We start from the raw sequence: 17288 nt of genomic DNA, 5'->3' as shown, positions 1-17288 counted from the left end.
TCTATTACCTATTACCTATTACCTATTACCTATTACCTATTACCTATTACCTAAAATCCCGAAATTGTGTACCTCATAGCTATGAGAATTGCTATATAGTTCCACCCCACTATAAAAAATGAAAAATTCCGGGAAATCACTGATATCCCGGCTAGGGACTTGAGGATAAATAAGTGAATTTATCATTGCTATTAATAATTTTAATTAAATATATTTATCAACTAAGTAGTAGTAATTACTGAACTATTTATCAAGGGAATTATGATAGACGTTTTTCTTGAGTAAGACCTGATTATGCTTATTGTTTTTTATAAGTGAAAACCCATACTTACCGATAAGTTCTGATAGTAATCTTACTATCTAGAGGGTAAATCACCCTAGTAATAGGGAATTTCTGTACCAGTAGGGGTCAAAAGGTTAGTGACATGAAGCAGCAAAATCCCCCAGAAACACTAGCCCCATACAGTGCTCGCTCTCTATTAAGCCTATCCCGGGCAATAATGTTCTCCCAAGGAGAATTTGCACTGATTTTGGTGCGATGCAACTACGAGTTATTTAGGAAGCAAATATGGCAGTATGTTCGAGAAATTACAGAGCTCACCATAGGTGAGCTAATTCTTAACAAGTCTAGTCAAACTCTATTTAGTAATATTTTTACCACCCAACAGTATGGGACAACATCTGCCCTAATGGTATCGGGTCTAGAGTCAGTTGATGGCATCAACCAGGTACTACTTTCAGCTAACCAGGTGCGAGATGAATTGCCCAAATGCTTAACCTGTCCCTTAGTGGTATGGGTAACTGACAAGGGACTTCAAAAGTTGATCAGGCTTGCTCCATATTTTAAAAATTGGGCTACTACCTCGATTCGGTTTGAACTTACCATTGACCAATTACTCGCTTTATGTTACAAGACCACAGATGAAATTTTTGCCAATATTTTGGCTAGAGACTTGGGAGAGTTTTTGCCCAACAAGGTGCTTTCTTTAGCTTCCGATTGCCCCCGACGCCAAGAATTTGAGTGGGCATTACAGGATTTGCAATCTCATGACATCAGCGTAGATTCTGTCCTACTAGCTAGCAAGCACTTTATTCTAGGGCGAGATGCCTTTGAAAATGACCAGATTAATCTGGCCTTGGAGCATTATCAGCAGAGTCTAAATTTTTGGAAACAGGATATAGGAGAATGGGCAGGCTGGTTGTGCAGTGAGGCTCCCCATTCACATGAACAATATTATAAACCGGTTAAACAGGTAAACGGATGTACAACTATCCAAGGCAGAGCTTCGAAGAAGAGAAAAGAGGGCACAAGGGACACAGGTAACTGTTTCGACCAACGTCTCGGACAAACTAAGCACTCAATCCCCCCCTTCTCTCATCCCCCCCTCACCCCTTCAGGTTTAGAACGGCTTGGTTTAGTGTTCTATCACATCGGCTTGTGCTATTGCCGTCAAGCCCAGTTGCAAGGCTCCATCGGTTGCCATCAGTGGGAGCAAGCCCAGAAAAGCTTCTGTACTGCCATTGAGGTGTTTACTACAACAGGACGCTTGGACTTGGTGGCTCAGTTGACCATAAAACTGGGAGAAGTCCTACAACACCTGGAAAATTGGACAGAATTAGAAGCTTTAGCGCTAGCGTTTCTGGCACAGCCTCAAACTCAAGATCAACCAGTTCAGCTCTCTCGAGCCTATGGCTTTTTGGCAACAGTTGCCTATGAGCAATCCCATTGGAACCGTGCTATAGACTTAGCCCTCACAGCTGTGGGTACTCTGGAGACATCTCAGCCGACTCTCAACCCTCAAAAGCTTTGCCACCGAGGTTCCTATCTGCTGCTAGCGGCTAGATCTGTGCGTCAGCTGGGCAAGCCAAAATCTGCGATTAATTATCTTGAACAAGCCATAAACCTCAAAACTATCGAGCCCAATCCTCTACAGCAGCAGCCTCAGCTGTTCATGGAACTGTTGGAGGAATTGCGTACGCTCTACTTCGAGCAAAAAGCATACCAACGAGGCTTTGAACTTAAGCAACAAAAACGCTTGATAGAACAACAGTTTAGGTTTTCTACCTTTGCTGGTATGGCTCCGTTACAGAGTGTCGGGCCAAGTCGAGAAATTGATGCAACGATTACCAAGAAAGGTTTTTGTCCATCAGCCCTAGAAATTGCAGCCGCTGGACGTCAAACCGATGTCAATAGCCTGCTCGAACGCATTAGCCGCAATGACCACAAACTAACCGTGATTCACGGGACTTCTGGGGTTGGCAAGAGTTCCCTGATTAATGCTGGTTTACTTCCTGCACTTAGCTCCAGAATTATTGGTGCTAGACAAACTTTGACGGTGGTGCAAACGGTTTACAGGAATTGGCTCGGTGAGCTGGAAAAACGTCTAGACCTTGAATTAGCAAGTACAGTCCTCTTCAAGTTTAAAGATGCCAACCTTTCACCTTCAACCGTTCAACCAACCCCAAGGGAACGCCTAGGGCGAACAACCAACCCCAAGGGAACGCTTACGGCGAAAGCCATTCTCGATAAGTTGTATCGGTGTTCCCAGCATAACTTATTAACCGTCCTGATTTTTGACCAGTTTGAAGAATTTTTTTTCCTTGCCACCGACTTAGGGCAACGGCATCAGTTTTATGATTTTTTAGCCCAGGCCCTCAATCTCCCCTTTGTAAAAATAATCTTGTCTATGCGAGAAGATTATCTACATTACTTGTTGGAATTTGAGCGCTATAAGGATCTCAGTGTCATTAACAACAATATCCTGGATCAGAAGCTGCGTTATCACTTAGGGGATCTGTCCCCAGAGAATGCCAAAAACGTTATTCACTCCTTAACAGCAGTATCTCAGTTGAAGTTAGAACCTGCTCTAATCGAGGCACTGCTAAAGGATTTAGTCACCAATACGGGAGTGGTGCGCTTAATTGAGTTACAAGTCGTGGGTGCTCAGCTACAAGCGGAAAAAATTACTACCCTTCCAGGATACCGAGCTTTGGGAGATGACCCCAAGACAGTTCTAGTAGAGCGATCGCTTTCCCAAATTATCTATGATTGTGGGCCAGAGAATGAAGATGCCGTCTGGGAGGTTTTATTCTCCTTAACCGATCAACGAGGTACCCGTCCCTTAAAAACCCAAGCTGAGTTAGCAGTCTCCAATGGTAACAACGCCACACTAACTCAAATCCCCTTGATTTTGGAAATTTTGGTAGGTTCTGGTTTAGTCTTCCGAGTGCCAGAAACACCACAAAACCGATATCAGCTAATTCATGATTATCTAGTTCTACCGATTCGTCAAAAATATAAGCAACGTACCCAATCTAATATTAAAGTACGGCTAAAACAAAGTGAGAGTCAACTGTTGCGGGTTCGTAAACAACGATTGCGTGCCATTGCCATTAGCACAGTGATGGCAGTTTTAGCAGTGACCAATGGTGGGTTGAGATGGCGAGCCGAAGCTCAACGAATCAATGCTATGCTTAGTGCGCTGAGTGCCTCTTCAGAAGCTCTTTTCGTGTCCAATAAAACCTTTGATGCTTTGCTCGAAGGGTTAAGAGCCGCAAAAAAACTACAGCAGGAAGAGCAGCAATATCTACCATCTCGAACAGTAGAGGCAGATACCCGTCTACAAGTAATCACAGCTCTGTCCCAGGCAGTTTATTCAGTTTCCGAACACAATCGACTGGAAGGACATAGTGATATTGTTTCGAGCATCAGTTTTTCCCCAGATGGTCAGTTTATTGCCTCCACCAGCCGCGATAAAACGGTAAAACTGTGGCATCCTGATGGCAAGTTAATCCAAACAATTGAAGGTCATCAAGATAGTGTAACCAGCGTATCGTTTAGTGCAGATAGTCAGTTAATTGCCTCTAGTAGCTGGGATGGCACAGTCAGACTATGGCGTCAAACTGGGGAGCTAGTCAGAACAATTACCACTGATGCTGGTCATATATACAGTGTCAGTTTTAGTCAAGATGGCCAGATGATTGCTGCAGCTGGCAAAGATAAGAAAATTCGATTATGGACCGTTGATGGCCAATTAATTAAAACCTTTTCCGGTCACCGGGGTGTAGTGCGGTCGGTAAGCTTTAGTAGAGATGGCAAGATCATTGCTTCTGCTAGTGCGGATAACACCATTAAGCTGTGGAGTCAATCGGGAACATTGCTAAATACTCTTAGAGGACATAGCGCTCAGGTTAACTGTGTAGTATTTAGTCCAGATAGTCAGTTAATTGCCTCCGCTAGCGACGATCAAACGGTCAGGTTGTGGAGTACCAATGGCAAACTAATCAAAACCTTTCCCAAGCATCAGCGATGGGTCCTAGGTCTTGCTTTCAGTGCTGATGGTCAGCTGATTGCCTCTGCCAGTGATGATAATACCGTGCGGCTATGGAACCGTGAAGGCACTTTAATAAACACCTTTAAGGGACACAGCGATGGGGTTAGTGCTGTCAGTTTCAGTCCTACTGAGCCCTTTAGTTCTCAAGACAACCTAGCCCACAGCAATTCTCATATCCCTCTACAACCATCCAACCCTCAAACTGACCAACTGATTCTGGCTTCAGCCAGCCACGATAAAACTATCAAGCTCTGGAGTAGTATTAATCAGTCTCACGTGATTTTAAGAGGGCATCAAGATGATGTACAGGATGTAACCTTTTCTCCAGACTCTCAACAGATTGCCACAGCTAGTAATGACAGAACTGTTAAGCTTTGGGATCGCAACGGTAAGCTGCTCCAAACCTTGACAGGGCATCATGATCTGGTCTATAGCATTAGTTTGAGTGCTGATGGTGAGCTAATTGCCTCCGGTAGTCGAGATGGCACCGTGAAACTCTGGCATCGTAGCGGTACTTTGATTAAGACAATAAAAGCACATCAGGACTGGGTATTGAATGTTAGTTTTAGTCCTGACTCGAAGCGGCTCGCGTCTGCCAGTCGGGACAGGACAGTCAAAATTTGGGATCGCACTGGTAAATTGATTCATACCCTCAGTGGTCATAGTGAGCGGGTTAATGCAGTTAAGTTTAGCCAGGATAGTAAGCGATTGGCATCGGCCAGTGATGATAAAACTGTAAAGCTGTGGAGTGCTGATGGGAAACTCCTGAAAACACTACCAGGTCATCGCAATTGGGTTTTGGATGTCAGCTTCTCACCTGACAACAAGTTCTTGGCAACCGCTAGTTATGATAACACACTGAAACTCTGGCGCAAAGATGGCACTTTACAATCAACCCTCAAAGGCCATACTGATAGTGTGGCAAAAGTCCGTTTTAGCCCCAAGGGCAAAATTTTGGCAACCAGCAGCTGGGACAACCAGGTTCAGCTATGGCGCTTCGACGACACCCTGATCAAAACGTTGAAAGCTGGTGAGCATCGCGTCACAAATCTTAGCTGGAGCCATGATGGAACAGCCTTGGCAGTGGCTAGTGAAGATGGGACAGTGGCCATTTGGAATTTGAATTTAGACGATCTGCTAGATAAAAGCTGCCACTGGCTAAGAAATTATCTCCAAAACAACCCAGAGGTCAGAGAAAGCGATCGCCAACTTTGTCAGCTGATGACAAACAGCTATATAAAATCGAATAATTAGTAGGTTCGAAGCGGTAATGTTAGACTGGGAAATGGTGAATAGGTAATCATTGAACAACTAACGATGAAAACCAATGACCACAATAATTTTCCGGAGGGGAAGTTGGGTGGGAGGAAAATTAATAATATGGGACTGATACCCCCAGCTTCCTTATCCTTAGTCAGGATAGGTTATTTCTTGAAATCCTAGCTAGATGGGATTATGGTGGTGTGGTGTGGTGGTATGATGGCCTGATTAGCTAATCAGGTTAGTATGGATAAATAATATCCTCACGACCCTAATCAACAACACAGATGACCCCTAAAAGGCTATAGCCATAGGGGTATCTTAAAAGGGTTAGACTACCCAAAATTGAACAAGGGGGTGTCAGTCTCAGATTGATTTGCATAGGAGCTGTCTGGCATCCCCGTTCGTTAGATTTAACTTAGCTCCTTTGCATTAGTTTCCCGACCTTAAGCGAAAGGATTATGGTAATTACAAAACGTGGCCTGGTTCTTGGTGCGACAGCAGTAGTCCTAACAACTGTAGCAGTTACAGGAGCTGGTCTTCATCTATCTCAAAGTCAGGCTTTCTTTCGCGAGAGTCCTAAGGAGCTAGTTGATGAAGTTTGGCAAATTATTAACCGCAGGTATGTAGATGCTACCTTCAACCAGGTTGATTGGGAAGAAGTTCGCCAAGATTATCTGAATCGGTCTTACAGCAGCAAGGAACAAGCCTACAAGGCAATCCGGGAAATGCTAGAGCCCTTGGACGATCCTTACACCCGGTTTATGGATCCCGAAGAGTTCAAGAATATGCAGATTGATACATCTGGGGAATTAACTGGTGTAGGTATTCAGATTGCCCTGGATGAGGAAACAAAAAAGTTGATGGTGATTTCCCCCATTGAAGATACCCCAGCTTTTAAAGCGGGAATCCTGGCGAAGGATATCATTATCAAAATTGATGGCAAGAGTACCGAAGGTATGGATGTCAACGATGCAGTACAACTGATCCGAGGCAAGCCAGGGACTTCCGTGACTTTGACCATTCAGCGAGGCCAAAAGGTAGTAGACTATCCGATCACACGAGCTAGGATTGAAATCCACCCTGTAAAGTATAGCTATCGGGAAACTTCAGATGGTTATGGCATCGGCTACATTCGCCTTTCTCAATTTAGTGCTAACGCGGCCAAGGAGATGGGGGAAGCAATCCGAAAGTTAGAAGATCAGAACGTTAGTGGCTATGTTTTAGATCTCCGCTCTAACCCTGGGGGGCTACTTTATGCCAGCATTGAAATTGCTCGGATGTGGTTTGATTCTGGTACGATTGTGTCAACAGTTAATCGAATCGGCAAAGCCGAATACCAGAAAGCAATTAATCGCTCTCTGACTAATAAACCATTAGTGGTACTGGTGGATGGTGGTTCAGCCAGTGCTAGCGAAATTCTTTCGGGTGCTTTACAAGACAATCAACGTGCCATATTGGTAGGAACTAAGACTTTTGGTAAGGGCCTAGTCCAATCCGTCCGAGGGCTTGGAGATGGCTCAGGTCTGGCAGTAACTATTGCTAAGTACCTTACCCCTAGTGGTCGCGATATTAATAAGTCTGGAATTGAACCAGATATTGTGTTTGAGCTTTCGGATGAACAGCGTAAAGACTTGCAGAAAAATCGTGACAAAGTTGGCACCTTGGAAGATGCTCAGTATGCCAAAGCGTTTCAGATTTTGATGCAGGAAATTGCTGCCAAACAAGGCTCAAGGGCAGAAGGTAAAGCTCGTTAAGCCTTAAACCTTTCACTGATTGAGAGTGGGTCGAGTGTGGCAAGAGATGGGAGATTTTATGTTACCAATTCTCCCAACTACTTCTAATTGGTAATTGGTAATTGCTAATTAGTAATTGGTAATTAGTAATTGGTAATTGGCAAACACACTACGGTTATAAATTAAGATATTTTACTGATCCGAGATTCCTTGTTCCCCTTTCCCTTTCAAGGAAAGTATGATGTCGTAAGTTTATGTCTTAGTGTTATATTTGGTAAGTTATCGGGCTTTCCAAGTAGTGTATTCTGAGAAAAATTTTTGCTATTCCAGACTTAGTATACATTGAGTCAGCATTGTTTTGATGGAGCGGTCTTGTTGATAATTGAGACCGTTTTTTTTGTACCACAAGTCAGAATAATTACCAAATCATGAGGATCCTAGCCCGGTTCGTCGTCAGATCAATTTCCTTACTGAGCAAAAAGTAGAGACGTAGTATGCTAAATCTCTACTGGTCTGAAACTTTACTGAATCTTTATCAAAAGCAAACTGATTTGGTATTAATCTATGTAATTAACGTGAGTTAGTAAAAATGCCTAATTCCGTAAAGAAATAGGGGGTTAAGTAGATTCATGTCATTTAACCTCATAGTATTTTTTGATATCAAAAATCTACCACTTAATTAACCAGCATATGACTACCTCAAAGTCGATGAAAGAAAAATCAGTCCCTTTCATTCGAGCAGCAGTTGTTGTTTTAGGAACCTCAGTTGCTTTACAAGCCACTGCTTTAGAACCGGTGAGTGCAGCGACTTTTTCTGTAGGAAATAGCACTGGTGGTTTATTTGTAGCCGACTTTTTCCCACCAGGAGAAATCATAGATTTGCCATTTCCGGGTCAAAGTTTTACGCCCAATGTACCAGGTGATGCGGGGAGTGGCACAGCTCCCACATCCGGTTCGGTTTTGTTAAACTCATTTACCCTAGGCACTCAAAATTCGGGTATTGCCTATGTCTTTGACTCGCGATTCACAGGTATTCCTGCTGATTTATCCAGTCAAACGGTAGGAGTAAATGGTTTATTGGGGAGTAGTACCTCAGTCAGTAACGGTACATATAAATTTGCTGAAAATGGGCTCAAACTGGCTGACGTATCAGCAGAATACTTTGTTTATATAGATACCCGAGTAAACTTTGAGTTGGCCCAAGGAAACCCCTATACTGGTGGGACTGGGTTTGCTGCTGAAGACCCGATTAATCGTGATCCAACCTACATACTGGGGAGCGAAGCAGGGTTGGATGACCCGGATTTAGTGTTTTTTGCTAATTTGACCACTGTACCAGAACCTGTTTCAGGGCTGGGATTATTGGCCTTAGGTGCTTTAGGTACTGGTTTAACCCTTAAGAAAAAGCTAGTTTAGTTTGCCTCACAATCTAATTAGCTACAATAATTAGTCATACAAACCCCACTTGCTTCTGTTGTGGGGTTTGTTGTAAGCATTCAGCCCTCAGCTAATTGGCTACAGATGGTGCTACTTGAGGTGCTATCACCCATCTGAGCCTACTGATCAAAGAGGCTAGACTATCAATGAACCAACGATCAGCAGTAGTCCAGTTGAATAAAACTGCTGGAGACTGCGGAGCACTTGGCAATAGCGATCGCTATTTCCAAAAATCCGTGCCACCCAATCAGGGCCAGGGAGATGCAATAACTCTTTCCTCAGCTTTGCCTTGTAACTAAGCAGGCTTTCGGCTTCATCACCCAACCAGGATTCAATCGATTGGGATGTGGTAAGGGTAGCAGTCATAACCATAAGAGTTCATAGAAAAGTCACTCTACTTTTATTTTGACAATTTCTGATTGGGAAAGGGGCTTTAATAATAACTAATAATAACTGACTACTTACAGCTAGTTTGTGGATAATTTGTATTTCTATGGTAAGCCTCCATACAAATGACCCCTAAAAACTGATAAAAAATTTACGAATACTTCACCCTAAAGCTGGTATTATCTATACTCAGTTGTGTAACTAAATAGGGATAATATAAGTAAAGTTGTCGAAGAAGTACAACTGTTAACAAAAAAGCTAACCAAGAGAGGCGTGAGTGATGGCAACTACGACCATTTCCCAACGTGACCTTAACGCTCTCAGTGCAGAGGACGTTGCCAAGTTGGCTGCACGTCTAGAGCTGGATGATTACTCTAGCGCATTTGAAGGACTCAAAGATTGGCATCTGCTGCGGGCACTGGCGTTTCAGCGTCCAGAGTTAGCAGAACCCTATATCTACTTACTGGACATAGAAGCTTACGACGAGGCGTGAATAAGGGTAGAAAAGTTTTAATTGGTGTATGTGGGGGCATCGCTGCCTATAAAGTTTGTGAGGTTGTTTCTACCCTATTTAAGGCGGTCACTGAAGTAAGGGTAATTCTAACCCAGGGAGCTGAAAAATTTATCACTCCTTTGACTCTAAGTACCCTCTCTCGCCATCCAGCTTATACAGACAACGTATTCTGGCAAGCAAAGCACGAACGCCCGGTGCATATTGAATTAGGGGAATGGGCAGAAGTATTGGTGATTGCTCCTCTGACCGCTAATACCTTAGGTAAGTTGGCTTATGGCTTAGCAGATAACTTACTAACCAATACGGTTCTAGCGTCTAGTTGCCCTATTTTGTTGGCACCAGCGATGAATACAGATATGTGGAAGCAGCAGTCAGTGCAACGAAATTGGCAACAGCTGTTAAGTGACCCCAGGTATCATAGTGTTGGTCCAACAGCAGGACGGTTAGCATGCGATCGCATTGGTGCAGGACGGATGGCAGAACCAGAGGAGATAATCGCCTCTATCCAATCCCTGCTGTACACTGGTGGCAAACGAGACTTAACCGGTAAACAAGTCTTAATCAGTACTGGTGGCACTCGGGAATATATAGATCCAGTACGCTTTATCGGGAATCCCGCCACAGGCAAGATGGGACTAGCCCTAGCCCAAGCTGCCAGAAATCGGGGAGCAGTTGTCACCCTAGTTCATGGACCGGCTACTTGGGAAGCACCGATGGGTATCCGGACAGTTCCAGTAGTTAGTGCTACTGAGATGCATCGGGCAATGCTAGCAGATTTTCCCAATGCTGATTTGATTGTGATGGCAGCAGCGGTAGCAGATGTAACCCCCGGAATCTACCAGGATATGAAGATACCGAAGCATGGACTTCCTGCTGCTCTACCCCTAAAACCGGTGCCAGATATCCTAGCTGAATTGGGACGACTGAAACAGCCCCATCAGTACTTAGTTGGATTTGCAGCACAGACTGGAGATATTATCAAACCTGCGTTACAAAAATTAAACAAAAAGCGATTGGATGCAATTGTAGCTAACCCAGTTGACAAACCAAACGCTGGTTTTGGCAGTGATACCAACCAGGCAATTTTGATTGATAAAACAGGACGGCATCAACAGATTAATCGCTGCACTAAATTAGAGTTAGCTCACCGTTTATTTTATTTTATCCAAAACAGTCCCGAGGACAATAGTAATGTAAAGTATCAAATAATTACTAGATAACTAGTATTACTATAAGTAGTCGGACACAAGTTTTGGGCTCTTTGTAAAGTTTTGTAAGCACAGCCAAAACGCTTCAGGGTAAGCGCAAGAAAAAATTGCCCATAATGTGCATTGGCTGGATATCGGTTGAGCGTGGCTCGAAACCCCTATAATCTGGTAGAACTTTATTCTCAATAGAGTTGGCTTGTTGATAATAATGCCCTTTTTTTATCAATAAGCTACAGCTTATTGATTCTTGCGCTTACCCTGCCAAAACGCTTGTGGCACAATAATAAATAATAATTAGCCTTGTTGTTACATTTATTAATACAGAACTGTTAGTGATCTACTTTAAACTAGTAGATATAATAATTCCAATCAAAAATAGACTTTTTGTATTATGTCTACACGTTTATCTACTACTCTTATAATTCCACTTATTGCCTCGGGACTATTAACGGCATTCCTTCCTAGAGCAGCTAGGGCAGAAAGACCTACCTGGGGTACTGGTTCTGGTTGGTCAGCTGTTAGCACAACTAGCCGGACAGCTTGTGAATTAAAAGCACTCGAAAAATTCAAAAAGTACGAAGCTGCAGGAAAGTTACAAAACGGAACTGTAAGACGTTTGCGAATGTCTGGTGTAGAAGGTCGAATGCAGGGTAAAGATGCAATGTTCGTTTTACTTTGTGCCCCTGATGGAGATGCTGTCTATGTATTCGACGTTTGTCCTGTGAGTGTTTGTAGAGAAAGTTCAGTAATTAATTTGCGTAATGAATTGGGTCAAACGATGGTTTGGTAATAACGCCCAAGAACATTTGTGTTGGCTTACGCTATCGCGATGCTGTTGGCGAAATATAACTTCACACGCTGAAACCCTTGTGATTTAGCGATCACTCATCAAACCATTATGTAGTTTTGTTAAGCGAATAACAGCATAATAATGCTTTCAGAAAGCGCGGTTTTATACACACTATGTTCGGTAGAGTCCCTTTTTTTTGAGTTATGACCCGATTTTGAAAACATCGGGCATAACTCAAAAAATTGGACGGAATTGACCGGTGATATCGTCTTATAGATAAGGATACTAAAGACAGAACATAAAATTTTTTCCAAAGTCCAATCAACTGTAAATCAATAGCAATCCTAAATCAATTGAGAGAATGTTTGTTCCCTGTTCCCTACTCCCTGCTCCGAAGTCCCTGTTCCCTTTGCTAAACTAATTAGCTCAATGTTTCCACTAACTTAGCTACTCGTTCTTTAATTTCATCTCGGACACGGCGAAACGTCTCTAGTAGTTGCCCATCAGGATCATCAAGCTGCCAATCTTCAAACACATCTCGTAATACCCAGGCTTCTGGTAAATTAACACCACAGCCGCACAAGGAAATTACAGCATCATAGTCTTCAGCCTTGAAATCCTTTAAAGGATTAGACGTCTGGTCTCTAATATCTATATTAATTTCATCCATTACTTGAATTGCTGTAGGATGAACTCGGCTTGCTTCTAGTCCAGAACTAGTAACAGAAATCTTTCCTTCTCCTAAGGTTCTAGCAAACCCCTCCGCCATTTGAGAGCGGCAGGAATTTCTTTTACAAACAAACATGATTTGTTTCATAGTAATTTGTTAGTTTTTAGTTGTTAGTTTTTAGTTGTTAATTTTTAGCTAGCTATGGTTTTATTGAATATCCCTAAATCCATGGGAAAGTTGCCGATAGGCAATCACAGCTAATTGCGCTCCTACAATTGGGGCAACCCAATAAATCCATTGATGTTGCCAAATTCCAGCTACTACAGCTGGCCCCAATGAACGGGCTGGATTCATGCTGGCACCGGTAATTGGTCCGAAGCAAGCTGCTTCTAATGCTACGGTTAAGCCAATAGCCAAACCAGCAAAGCCAATGGGAGCACGGCGGTCGAGACCAGAGCCTAAGATGACAAACATTAAGATAAAGGTGAGTACTACTTCCAGGACTAAGGATTGAAACCAGTTCCCTTGTAGAGGCAGAGTTGCGCCAAGATCAGCAACATACCCCAGTGTCAACAACAGTAATGTTGAAGCAGCGATCGCACCAATGCATTGAGCCAGGATATAAGGTAACACCTTGCGAGCGGGAAAAAAGCCACTAGCCCAGAAAGCAAGAGTCACAGCTGGGTTAATATGGGCATCGCTAATATGTCCTGTGGCATAGATTAAAGCAGCGACCACTGCTCCAAAAACAAAACTGACGCCCAGATGAGTTAAGGCTCCACTAGTGATGTGATTAACCATGACAGCACCAGTGCCAAAAAAGACTAAGATAAATGTAGCCATGCCTTCAGTTACTGCCTCTCGCCAGCAATGGGATATTAAGGGCCCGAGAGTTTGTTTGGGTATCAGTTTGCGGATTCTCATTTAAAGGTGATTTAATTTATCCACAGCAGGAGGATGTCACAGTATTGGATTCCTGCTGAGAATTGTCGGTAATCTTGAGATTCATCTCGGGTGAAGTATCTTCGACGTTCACCACAAATACTTCCCAGCGGTTACCATCTGGGTCACTTACCCAAACTTTATCCTGGATGGCATAGCAACAGTGAGTGTTCTTTTCCTCTAACACCTCTAGTCCTGCAGCTTGAAAACGCTTGATCTGAGCTTGTACGTCTTCTGTCGTTTCAACCTGTACACCTAGATGAGATAATGTCCCACCAGAGTCCATGTTGGGGTTTAGTTCTAGGGTGAGATTGAGGGGCGGATTTGCCAAATCAAATTTGGCGTAGTCAGCTTTGTATTTAACTGGAGATACACCAAACATTGCCTGGTAAAAGGTGACAGATTTGTGAAGGTCAGTGACATTCAGGGAGACATGAGTTTTGAGAGTAGCCATGAAGAACCCTCCTGTTTTACTAATTAGTTAATCCTAATATATCAAAAAAAATTGATTTATTGCTTAAACAATAGTTAAGCCATCGGCTGAATTGGCTAATGGTATTGGGCTAATGGTATTAGGTACATCAAAAGCAGTCTAGACCCTAAGCTAGTCTGAGCAACAACTACGGGTAGGTACCATCACAGCTGTGCGACGAAATTCTGCCAAATATTGCTCTAAAACCACAAACTGGGGCAAATTCAGGCTGTAGTACATCCACCTTCCCTGTTGGCGGGGGCGAATCAAACCAGCTTGTTTAAGGGTTTTGAGGTGAAATGATAGTTTTGATTGCTGGACATTTAAGCGATCGCATAAATCACAAACACACAACTCTTGCGATCTCAGTAGCTCAATCACTGCCAGGCGCAGGGGATCGGAAAGAGCATGGAAGCCAGCGAGGATAGTAGTGGAGTCTGGAGCAGAAGTGGCTTGCATCAATTTTTATTGAATTATTCTGTGGGTTGGACATCGATAAATTTAAGTAATCGCACTTTTGGTTCAGATAGATTACTATACTTCTTAGCTGTGTCTTCTATTTGCTTCAGTTGTCCTAGTGCTTTGCTACAAGAGAAACCAAATTGAGCTTTGACGCGATCACTACCATCGTTAAGCGCAGTTCGAGATAGTGCCACAAATTCCGACAGAGAATAGTCTTGCTCAGCATTAAAATATTTCTTGACTACTAGAGAAGGAGAATAGCAAAGTTCCTGATAACCATCAGGCCATTCAATCTGGAAGTGAGTTTCAGGCATCTTCTTATCTGATCGGATTTTATATTTTAGACTTGGAATTTTTTATTTAATTAATTATAACGATAAACTTGAACAAAGACTTGCCGTCCAGTCAAGGGCTAACCTCTGCTTCCTTTTGCTTTTAAAAATACCCTTTCCCGCATTTACAGCGACCAATTTCAAAAATACTAAACTGAAGTTTCTGGCAATATTTCTCAGTCAACCAGATCCGGTATAATTGGAATCTGTGGCACACATATAACGTTTAGGCGACCCATGTAGCGGTCGCGGTTATCGGTAATTTGTGGTATTGAAAACACTAGCAATTGTTAAAAGTCTTTAACAAACTCTGAAACAATCTCATCCCATCGATATTGCCTAACATCGGATCAGCTGCTCGTTCTGGATGGGGCATCATACCCAAAATTTTGCCAGTGGTATCACAAATTCCGGCAATGTTATTTAGGGAACCATTGGGATTACCTATTGTCTCTATCTCTCCTGAAACAGTAGCGTAACGAAACAATACTTGACCATTGTCTTCGAGAGCTTTGAGAGTTTCAGCATCAGCGTAGTAGCGCCCTTCACCATGGGCAATAGGTAGACTTATAATTTCTCCTGGGTGATAAGCTGTAGTCCAATATAAATCATTGCGCTCTACTTTAACTGGAACGCGATCGCAAATAAAATGTAAGTCCCGATTTCTGACTAATGCCCCTGGTAACATCCCCATTTCGGTCAGCATCTGGAAGCCATTACAAATGCCCAAGACAAATTTACCCTGTTTAGCATGGTCTACCACCATTGGCATCACTGGAGAAAACTGAGCAATTGCGCCACAGCGCAGGTAATCCCCATAGCTAAAGCCCCCAGGGAGTACCACCACATCTAAGTCAGAAATATCGGTTTCTTGATGCCAAACCATCCTGGTTGGACATTGGAGTAAGCTAGTTGTAACATAGGCCATATCGCGATCGCAGTTTGACCCAGGAAAGACCACCACCCCAAATTTCATGCTTCCACTCCTAGTTGTGCTGACATCTCAACCAATTCAAAGCGATAATTTTCAATAACTGGGTTGGCTAAGAGCTGGTCGCAGATCTGATTCAATTGCTCTCGCGCCGTATCTTCATTAGCAGCACTCAGCCTCAGTTCGATATATTTACCAATACGCACCTGTTCTACACTCTCGTAGCCTAGCTGCTTCAGTCCTGACTCAACAGCTACACCGGCTGGATCCAATACGGAATTTCTAAGTGTAACATAAATAGAAGCCTGATATTTTTTAATCACAACTCTCCCCTTTCACTGTATAATGATAATGGATATAATATCAAGGATGAACGATCAAGGATTAAAAAAGTCTATCAATTAGGTTACTGATAGGTTACTGAGCAACTAGTATTTTTTTGAGCTAGTATTTTTTGAGCTAGTATTTTTTTTAGCTGCCACAGCGTGTAACTAGGGCTAGCCTAATCCTGGGATTTGGGCACAGCCGCGATCATTATTGCTCATGATCCGTTGATCATTAATCCTTCTTTACAGTTTGAACCAACAAGCACCATTAACATCAAAAAATTTCTAGGATATTAAAAAAAGATTAATGAAAGGCCAACGCACCCGCTCCCAAGAGCGAATTCTGAAACTGCTCACAACCTTGAATCGGGCTATGTCGGCCCAAGATCTTTATGTCGAGCTGCGCAAACGTAAGCAATCTATGGGTTTGGCTACAGTTTACCGCGCTTTGGATGCTTTAAAACTGGAAGGAATGGTGCAAGTCCGGACTCTTGGTAGTGGAGAATCCCTCTACAGTGGTGTACAAGAGGATCAACATCACCTCACTTGTCTCAATTGTGGCATGTCTATTCCCATTGAGGAATGTCCCATACCTCAATTACAGAAGAAGTTGCAAAATTCTTATCAATTCACTATTTTTTACCATACCTTGGAATTTTTTGGATTATGTGAACAGTGTTCTGTAACCAATGCTACAGAATATCAAGATTCAGAATGAGATAATACCGTAATCACCTAAAACAGCCCTGCTAACAGAAGCTTGGTGATGCTGGCGACGCCCTTACCTAACCAAAGACACCATATCAGTACAATGTACAATGTTCCATTGTACACAGATTAACTGTCGTCTACATCATTAACATAAAAAGCTTAAAAAGCTTAAAAAGGGGTGATAAGTACTGTAGAGGGATAGTCTCAATTGGCTTTTGCCAGACTTTCAGCCTCGAAGGTGCTAATTGATTTTAACAGGTGCTTGTGTTATGGCTAATATCAGGGAAGTTGTACAAAAAGCACTCAAAACTCGCTATTTGAGTGTGACAGAAGAAGATAAGCTACGGCAGCTTCTAACCAGAAAATATCCACTGGAAGACTTAAATGCCTTCATGAAGCTACAGCTAGCTGTGATGAATGGTTATGTTAAGCAAGAATCTCGTGAGATGTTCTGTTCCAAGGAACTTTCTCAAGGGATTTAGCTAAGACCGCGATTCATCCCACACCTCAATGCGCATTGAGGTGTGGGATGAATCGCGGACAGGAACTGTGTTGCATAGGTTGAAGAATGCTATAATGAAAATAGTAGGGAAGACAAATTAAGAGCTAACTGCCACCTACGTACCTCAAAATTGAACTTTTTTGTGTTGTTCCGGTGGGTCGGGGCATCCCGGAGACGAAACCTTAGAATAGGGTTTGAAGTTACCGTAAGATAAGGTCGCCTTTTTGGGTTGTAGGTTATGCAGAAAAGGTTTAAAACTATTGTTATAAAGGCG

The 17288-nt window shown here is 42.9% G+C and carries 15 protein-coding genes and 1 pseudogene; 8 read left to right on the top strand and 8 right to left on the bottom strand.

The annotated features are described in order from the left end of the window. Nucleotides 1-425 precede the first annotated feature (425 nt). The 3 genes from F6K37_RS14275 (at nucleotide 426) to F6K37_RS14265 (ending at nucleotide 8746) form a co-directional block, all read left to right on the top strand. The gene (locus F6K37_RS14275) at nucleotides 426-5588 is read left to right on the top strand and encodes a WD40 domain-containing protein (protein ID WP_287250872.1); all 5163 of its coding nucleotides are present in this window, start codon (nucleotides 426-428) and stop codon (nucleotides 5586-5588) included. Between the two features lie 467 nt (nucleotides 5589-6055). Further along, entirely contained in the window at nucleotides 6056-7351 is a 1296-nt protein-coding gene (gene ctpC, locus F6K37_RS14270) for a carboxyl-terminal processing protease CtpC (RefSeq protein ID WP_008186509.1), read from the top strand. A 687-nt stretch (nucleotides 7352-8038) separates the two neighbouring features. Next, complete coding sequence (locus tag F6K37_RS14265; RefSeq protein ID WP_008186510.1) at nucleotides 8039-8746, top strand: hypothetical protein; 708 nt, start codon at nucleotides 8039-8041, stop codon at nucleotides 8744-8746. 159 nt (nucleotides 8747-8905) lie between these two features. Here the strand turns inward: F6K37_RS14265 and F6K37_RS14260 are convergent. Next, nucleotides 8906-9133 (bottom strand): annotated as a pseudogene (locus F6K37_RS14260) (class I fructose-bisphosphate aldolase); the annotation flags it as partial. 301 nt (nucleotides 9134-9434) lie between these two features. Between F6K37_RS14260 and isiD the strand changes: the two are divergent. The 3 genes from isiD (at nucleotide 9435) to F6K37_RS14245 (ending at nucleotide 11666) form a co-directional block, all read left to right on the top strand. Further along, nucleotides 9435-9647, top strand: coding sequence for a protein IsiD (isiD, locus tag F6K37_RS14255; protein ID WP_008186512.1), 213 nt, complete (start codon nucleotides 9435-9437; stop codon nucleotides 9645-9647). Next, on the top strand, nucleotides 9644-10888 hold the full coding sequence (gene coaBC, locus F6K37_RS14250; RefSeq protein WP_008186514.1) for a bifunctional phosphopantothenoylcysteine decarboxylase/phosphopantothenate--cysteine ligase CoaBC: 1245 nt from the start codon (nucleotides 9644-9646) through the stop codon (nucleotides 10886-10888). The genes isiD and coaBC overlap by 4 nt, the downstream gene beginning before the upstream one ends. 379 nt (nucleotides 10889-11267) lie before the next feature. Beyond that, a complete protein-coding gene (locus F6K37_RS14245; RefSeq protein WP_008186515.1) occupies nucleotides 11268-11666 on the top strand; it encodes a hypothetical protein in 399 nt (132 codons plus the stop codon). Nucleotides 11667-12087: 421 nt separating this feature from the next. Here F6K37_RS14245 and arsC read toward each other — a convergent pair whose 3' ends face one another. The 7 genes from arsC to purS form a co-directional block, all read right to left on the bottom strand. After that, complete coding sequence (gene arsC / locus F6K37_RS14240) at nucleotides 12088-12483, bottom strand: arsenate reductase, glutathione/glutaredoxin type (protein WP_008186517.1); 396 nt, start codon at nucleotides 12481-12483, stop codon at nucleotides 12088-12090. Nucleotides 12484-12543: 60 nt separating this feature from the next. Then, entirely contained in the window at nucleotides 12544-13260 is a 717-nt protein-coding gene (locus F6K37_RS14235) for an MIP/aquaporin family protein (RefSeq protein WP_008186520.1), read from the bottom strand. 16 nt (nucleotides 13261-13276) lie between these two features. Further along, the gene (locus F6K37_RS14230) at nucleotides 13277-13732 is read right to left on the bottom strand and encodes an ArsI/CadI family heavy metal resistance metalloenzyme (protein WP_008186521.1); all 456 of its coding nucleotides are present in this window, start codon (nucleotides 13730-13732) and stop codon (nucleotides 13277-13279) included. A 150-nt stretch (nucleotides 13733-13882) separates the two neighbouring features. Then, nucleotides 13883-14209 carry an ArsR/SmtB family transcription factor gene (locus F6K37_RS14225; protein WP_008186524.1) on the bottom strand — a complete coding sequence of 109 codons (327 nt, stop codon included), beginning with the start codon at nucleotides 14207-14209 and terminating at the stop codon, nucleotides 13883-13885. Nucleotides 14210-14223: 14 nt separating this feature from the next. Next, nucleotides 14224-14526, bottom strand: coding sequence for an MSMEG_0570 family nitrogen starvation response protein (locus F6K37_RS14220; RefSeq protein ID WP_008186527.1), 303 nt, complete (start codon nucleotides 14524-14526; stop codon nucleotides 14224-14226). A 298-nt stretch (nucleotides 14527-14824) separates the two neighbouring features. Continuing rightward, complete coding sequence (gene purQ / locus F6K37_RS14215; protein ID WP_008186529.1) at nucleotides 14825-15520, bottom strand: phosphoribosylformylglycinamidine synthase subunit PurQ; 696 nt, start codon at nucleotides 15518-15520, stop codon at nucleotides 14825-14827. After that, nucleotides 15517-15798, bottom strand: a complete 282-nt coding sequence (gene purS, locus F6K37_RS14210; protein WP_008186532.1) for a phosphoribosylformylglycinamidine synthase subunit PurS — start codon at nucleotides 15796-15798, stop codon at nucleotides 15517-15519. The genes purQ and purS overlap by 4 nt, the downstream gene beginning before the upstream one ends. A 310-nt stretch (nucleotides 15799-16108) precedes the next feature. Between purS and F6K37_RS14205 the strand changes: the two genes are divergently transcribed. Then, nucleotides 16109-16519 (top strand): Fur family transcriptional regulator, encoded by a 411-nt coding sequence (locus F6K37_RS14205; RefSeq protein ID WP_008186534.1) that lies wholly within the window; start codon nucleotides 16109-16111, stop codon nucleotides 16517-16519. A gap of 262 nt (nucleotides 16520-16781) precedes the next feature. After that, on the top strand, nucleotides 16782-16994 hold the full coding sequence (locus F6K37_RS14200) for a hypothetical protein (protein ID WP_008186537.1): 213 nt from the start codon (nucleotides 16782-16784) through the stop codon (nucleotides 16992-16994). Nucleotides 16995-17288: the final 294 nt, after the last annotated feature.

This window comes from Moorena sp. SIO4E2 (genome assembly GCF_010671945.1).
GTDB classification, from domain to species: domain Bacteria; phylum Cyanobacteriota; class Cyanobacteriia; order Cyanobacteriales; family Coleofasciculaceae; genus Moorena; species Moorena producens.
Note: the sequence above shows the minus strand (reverse complement) of the source record. Positions and strands in the feature narration are given on the sequence as shown.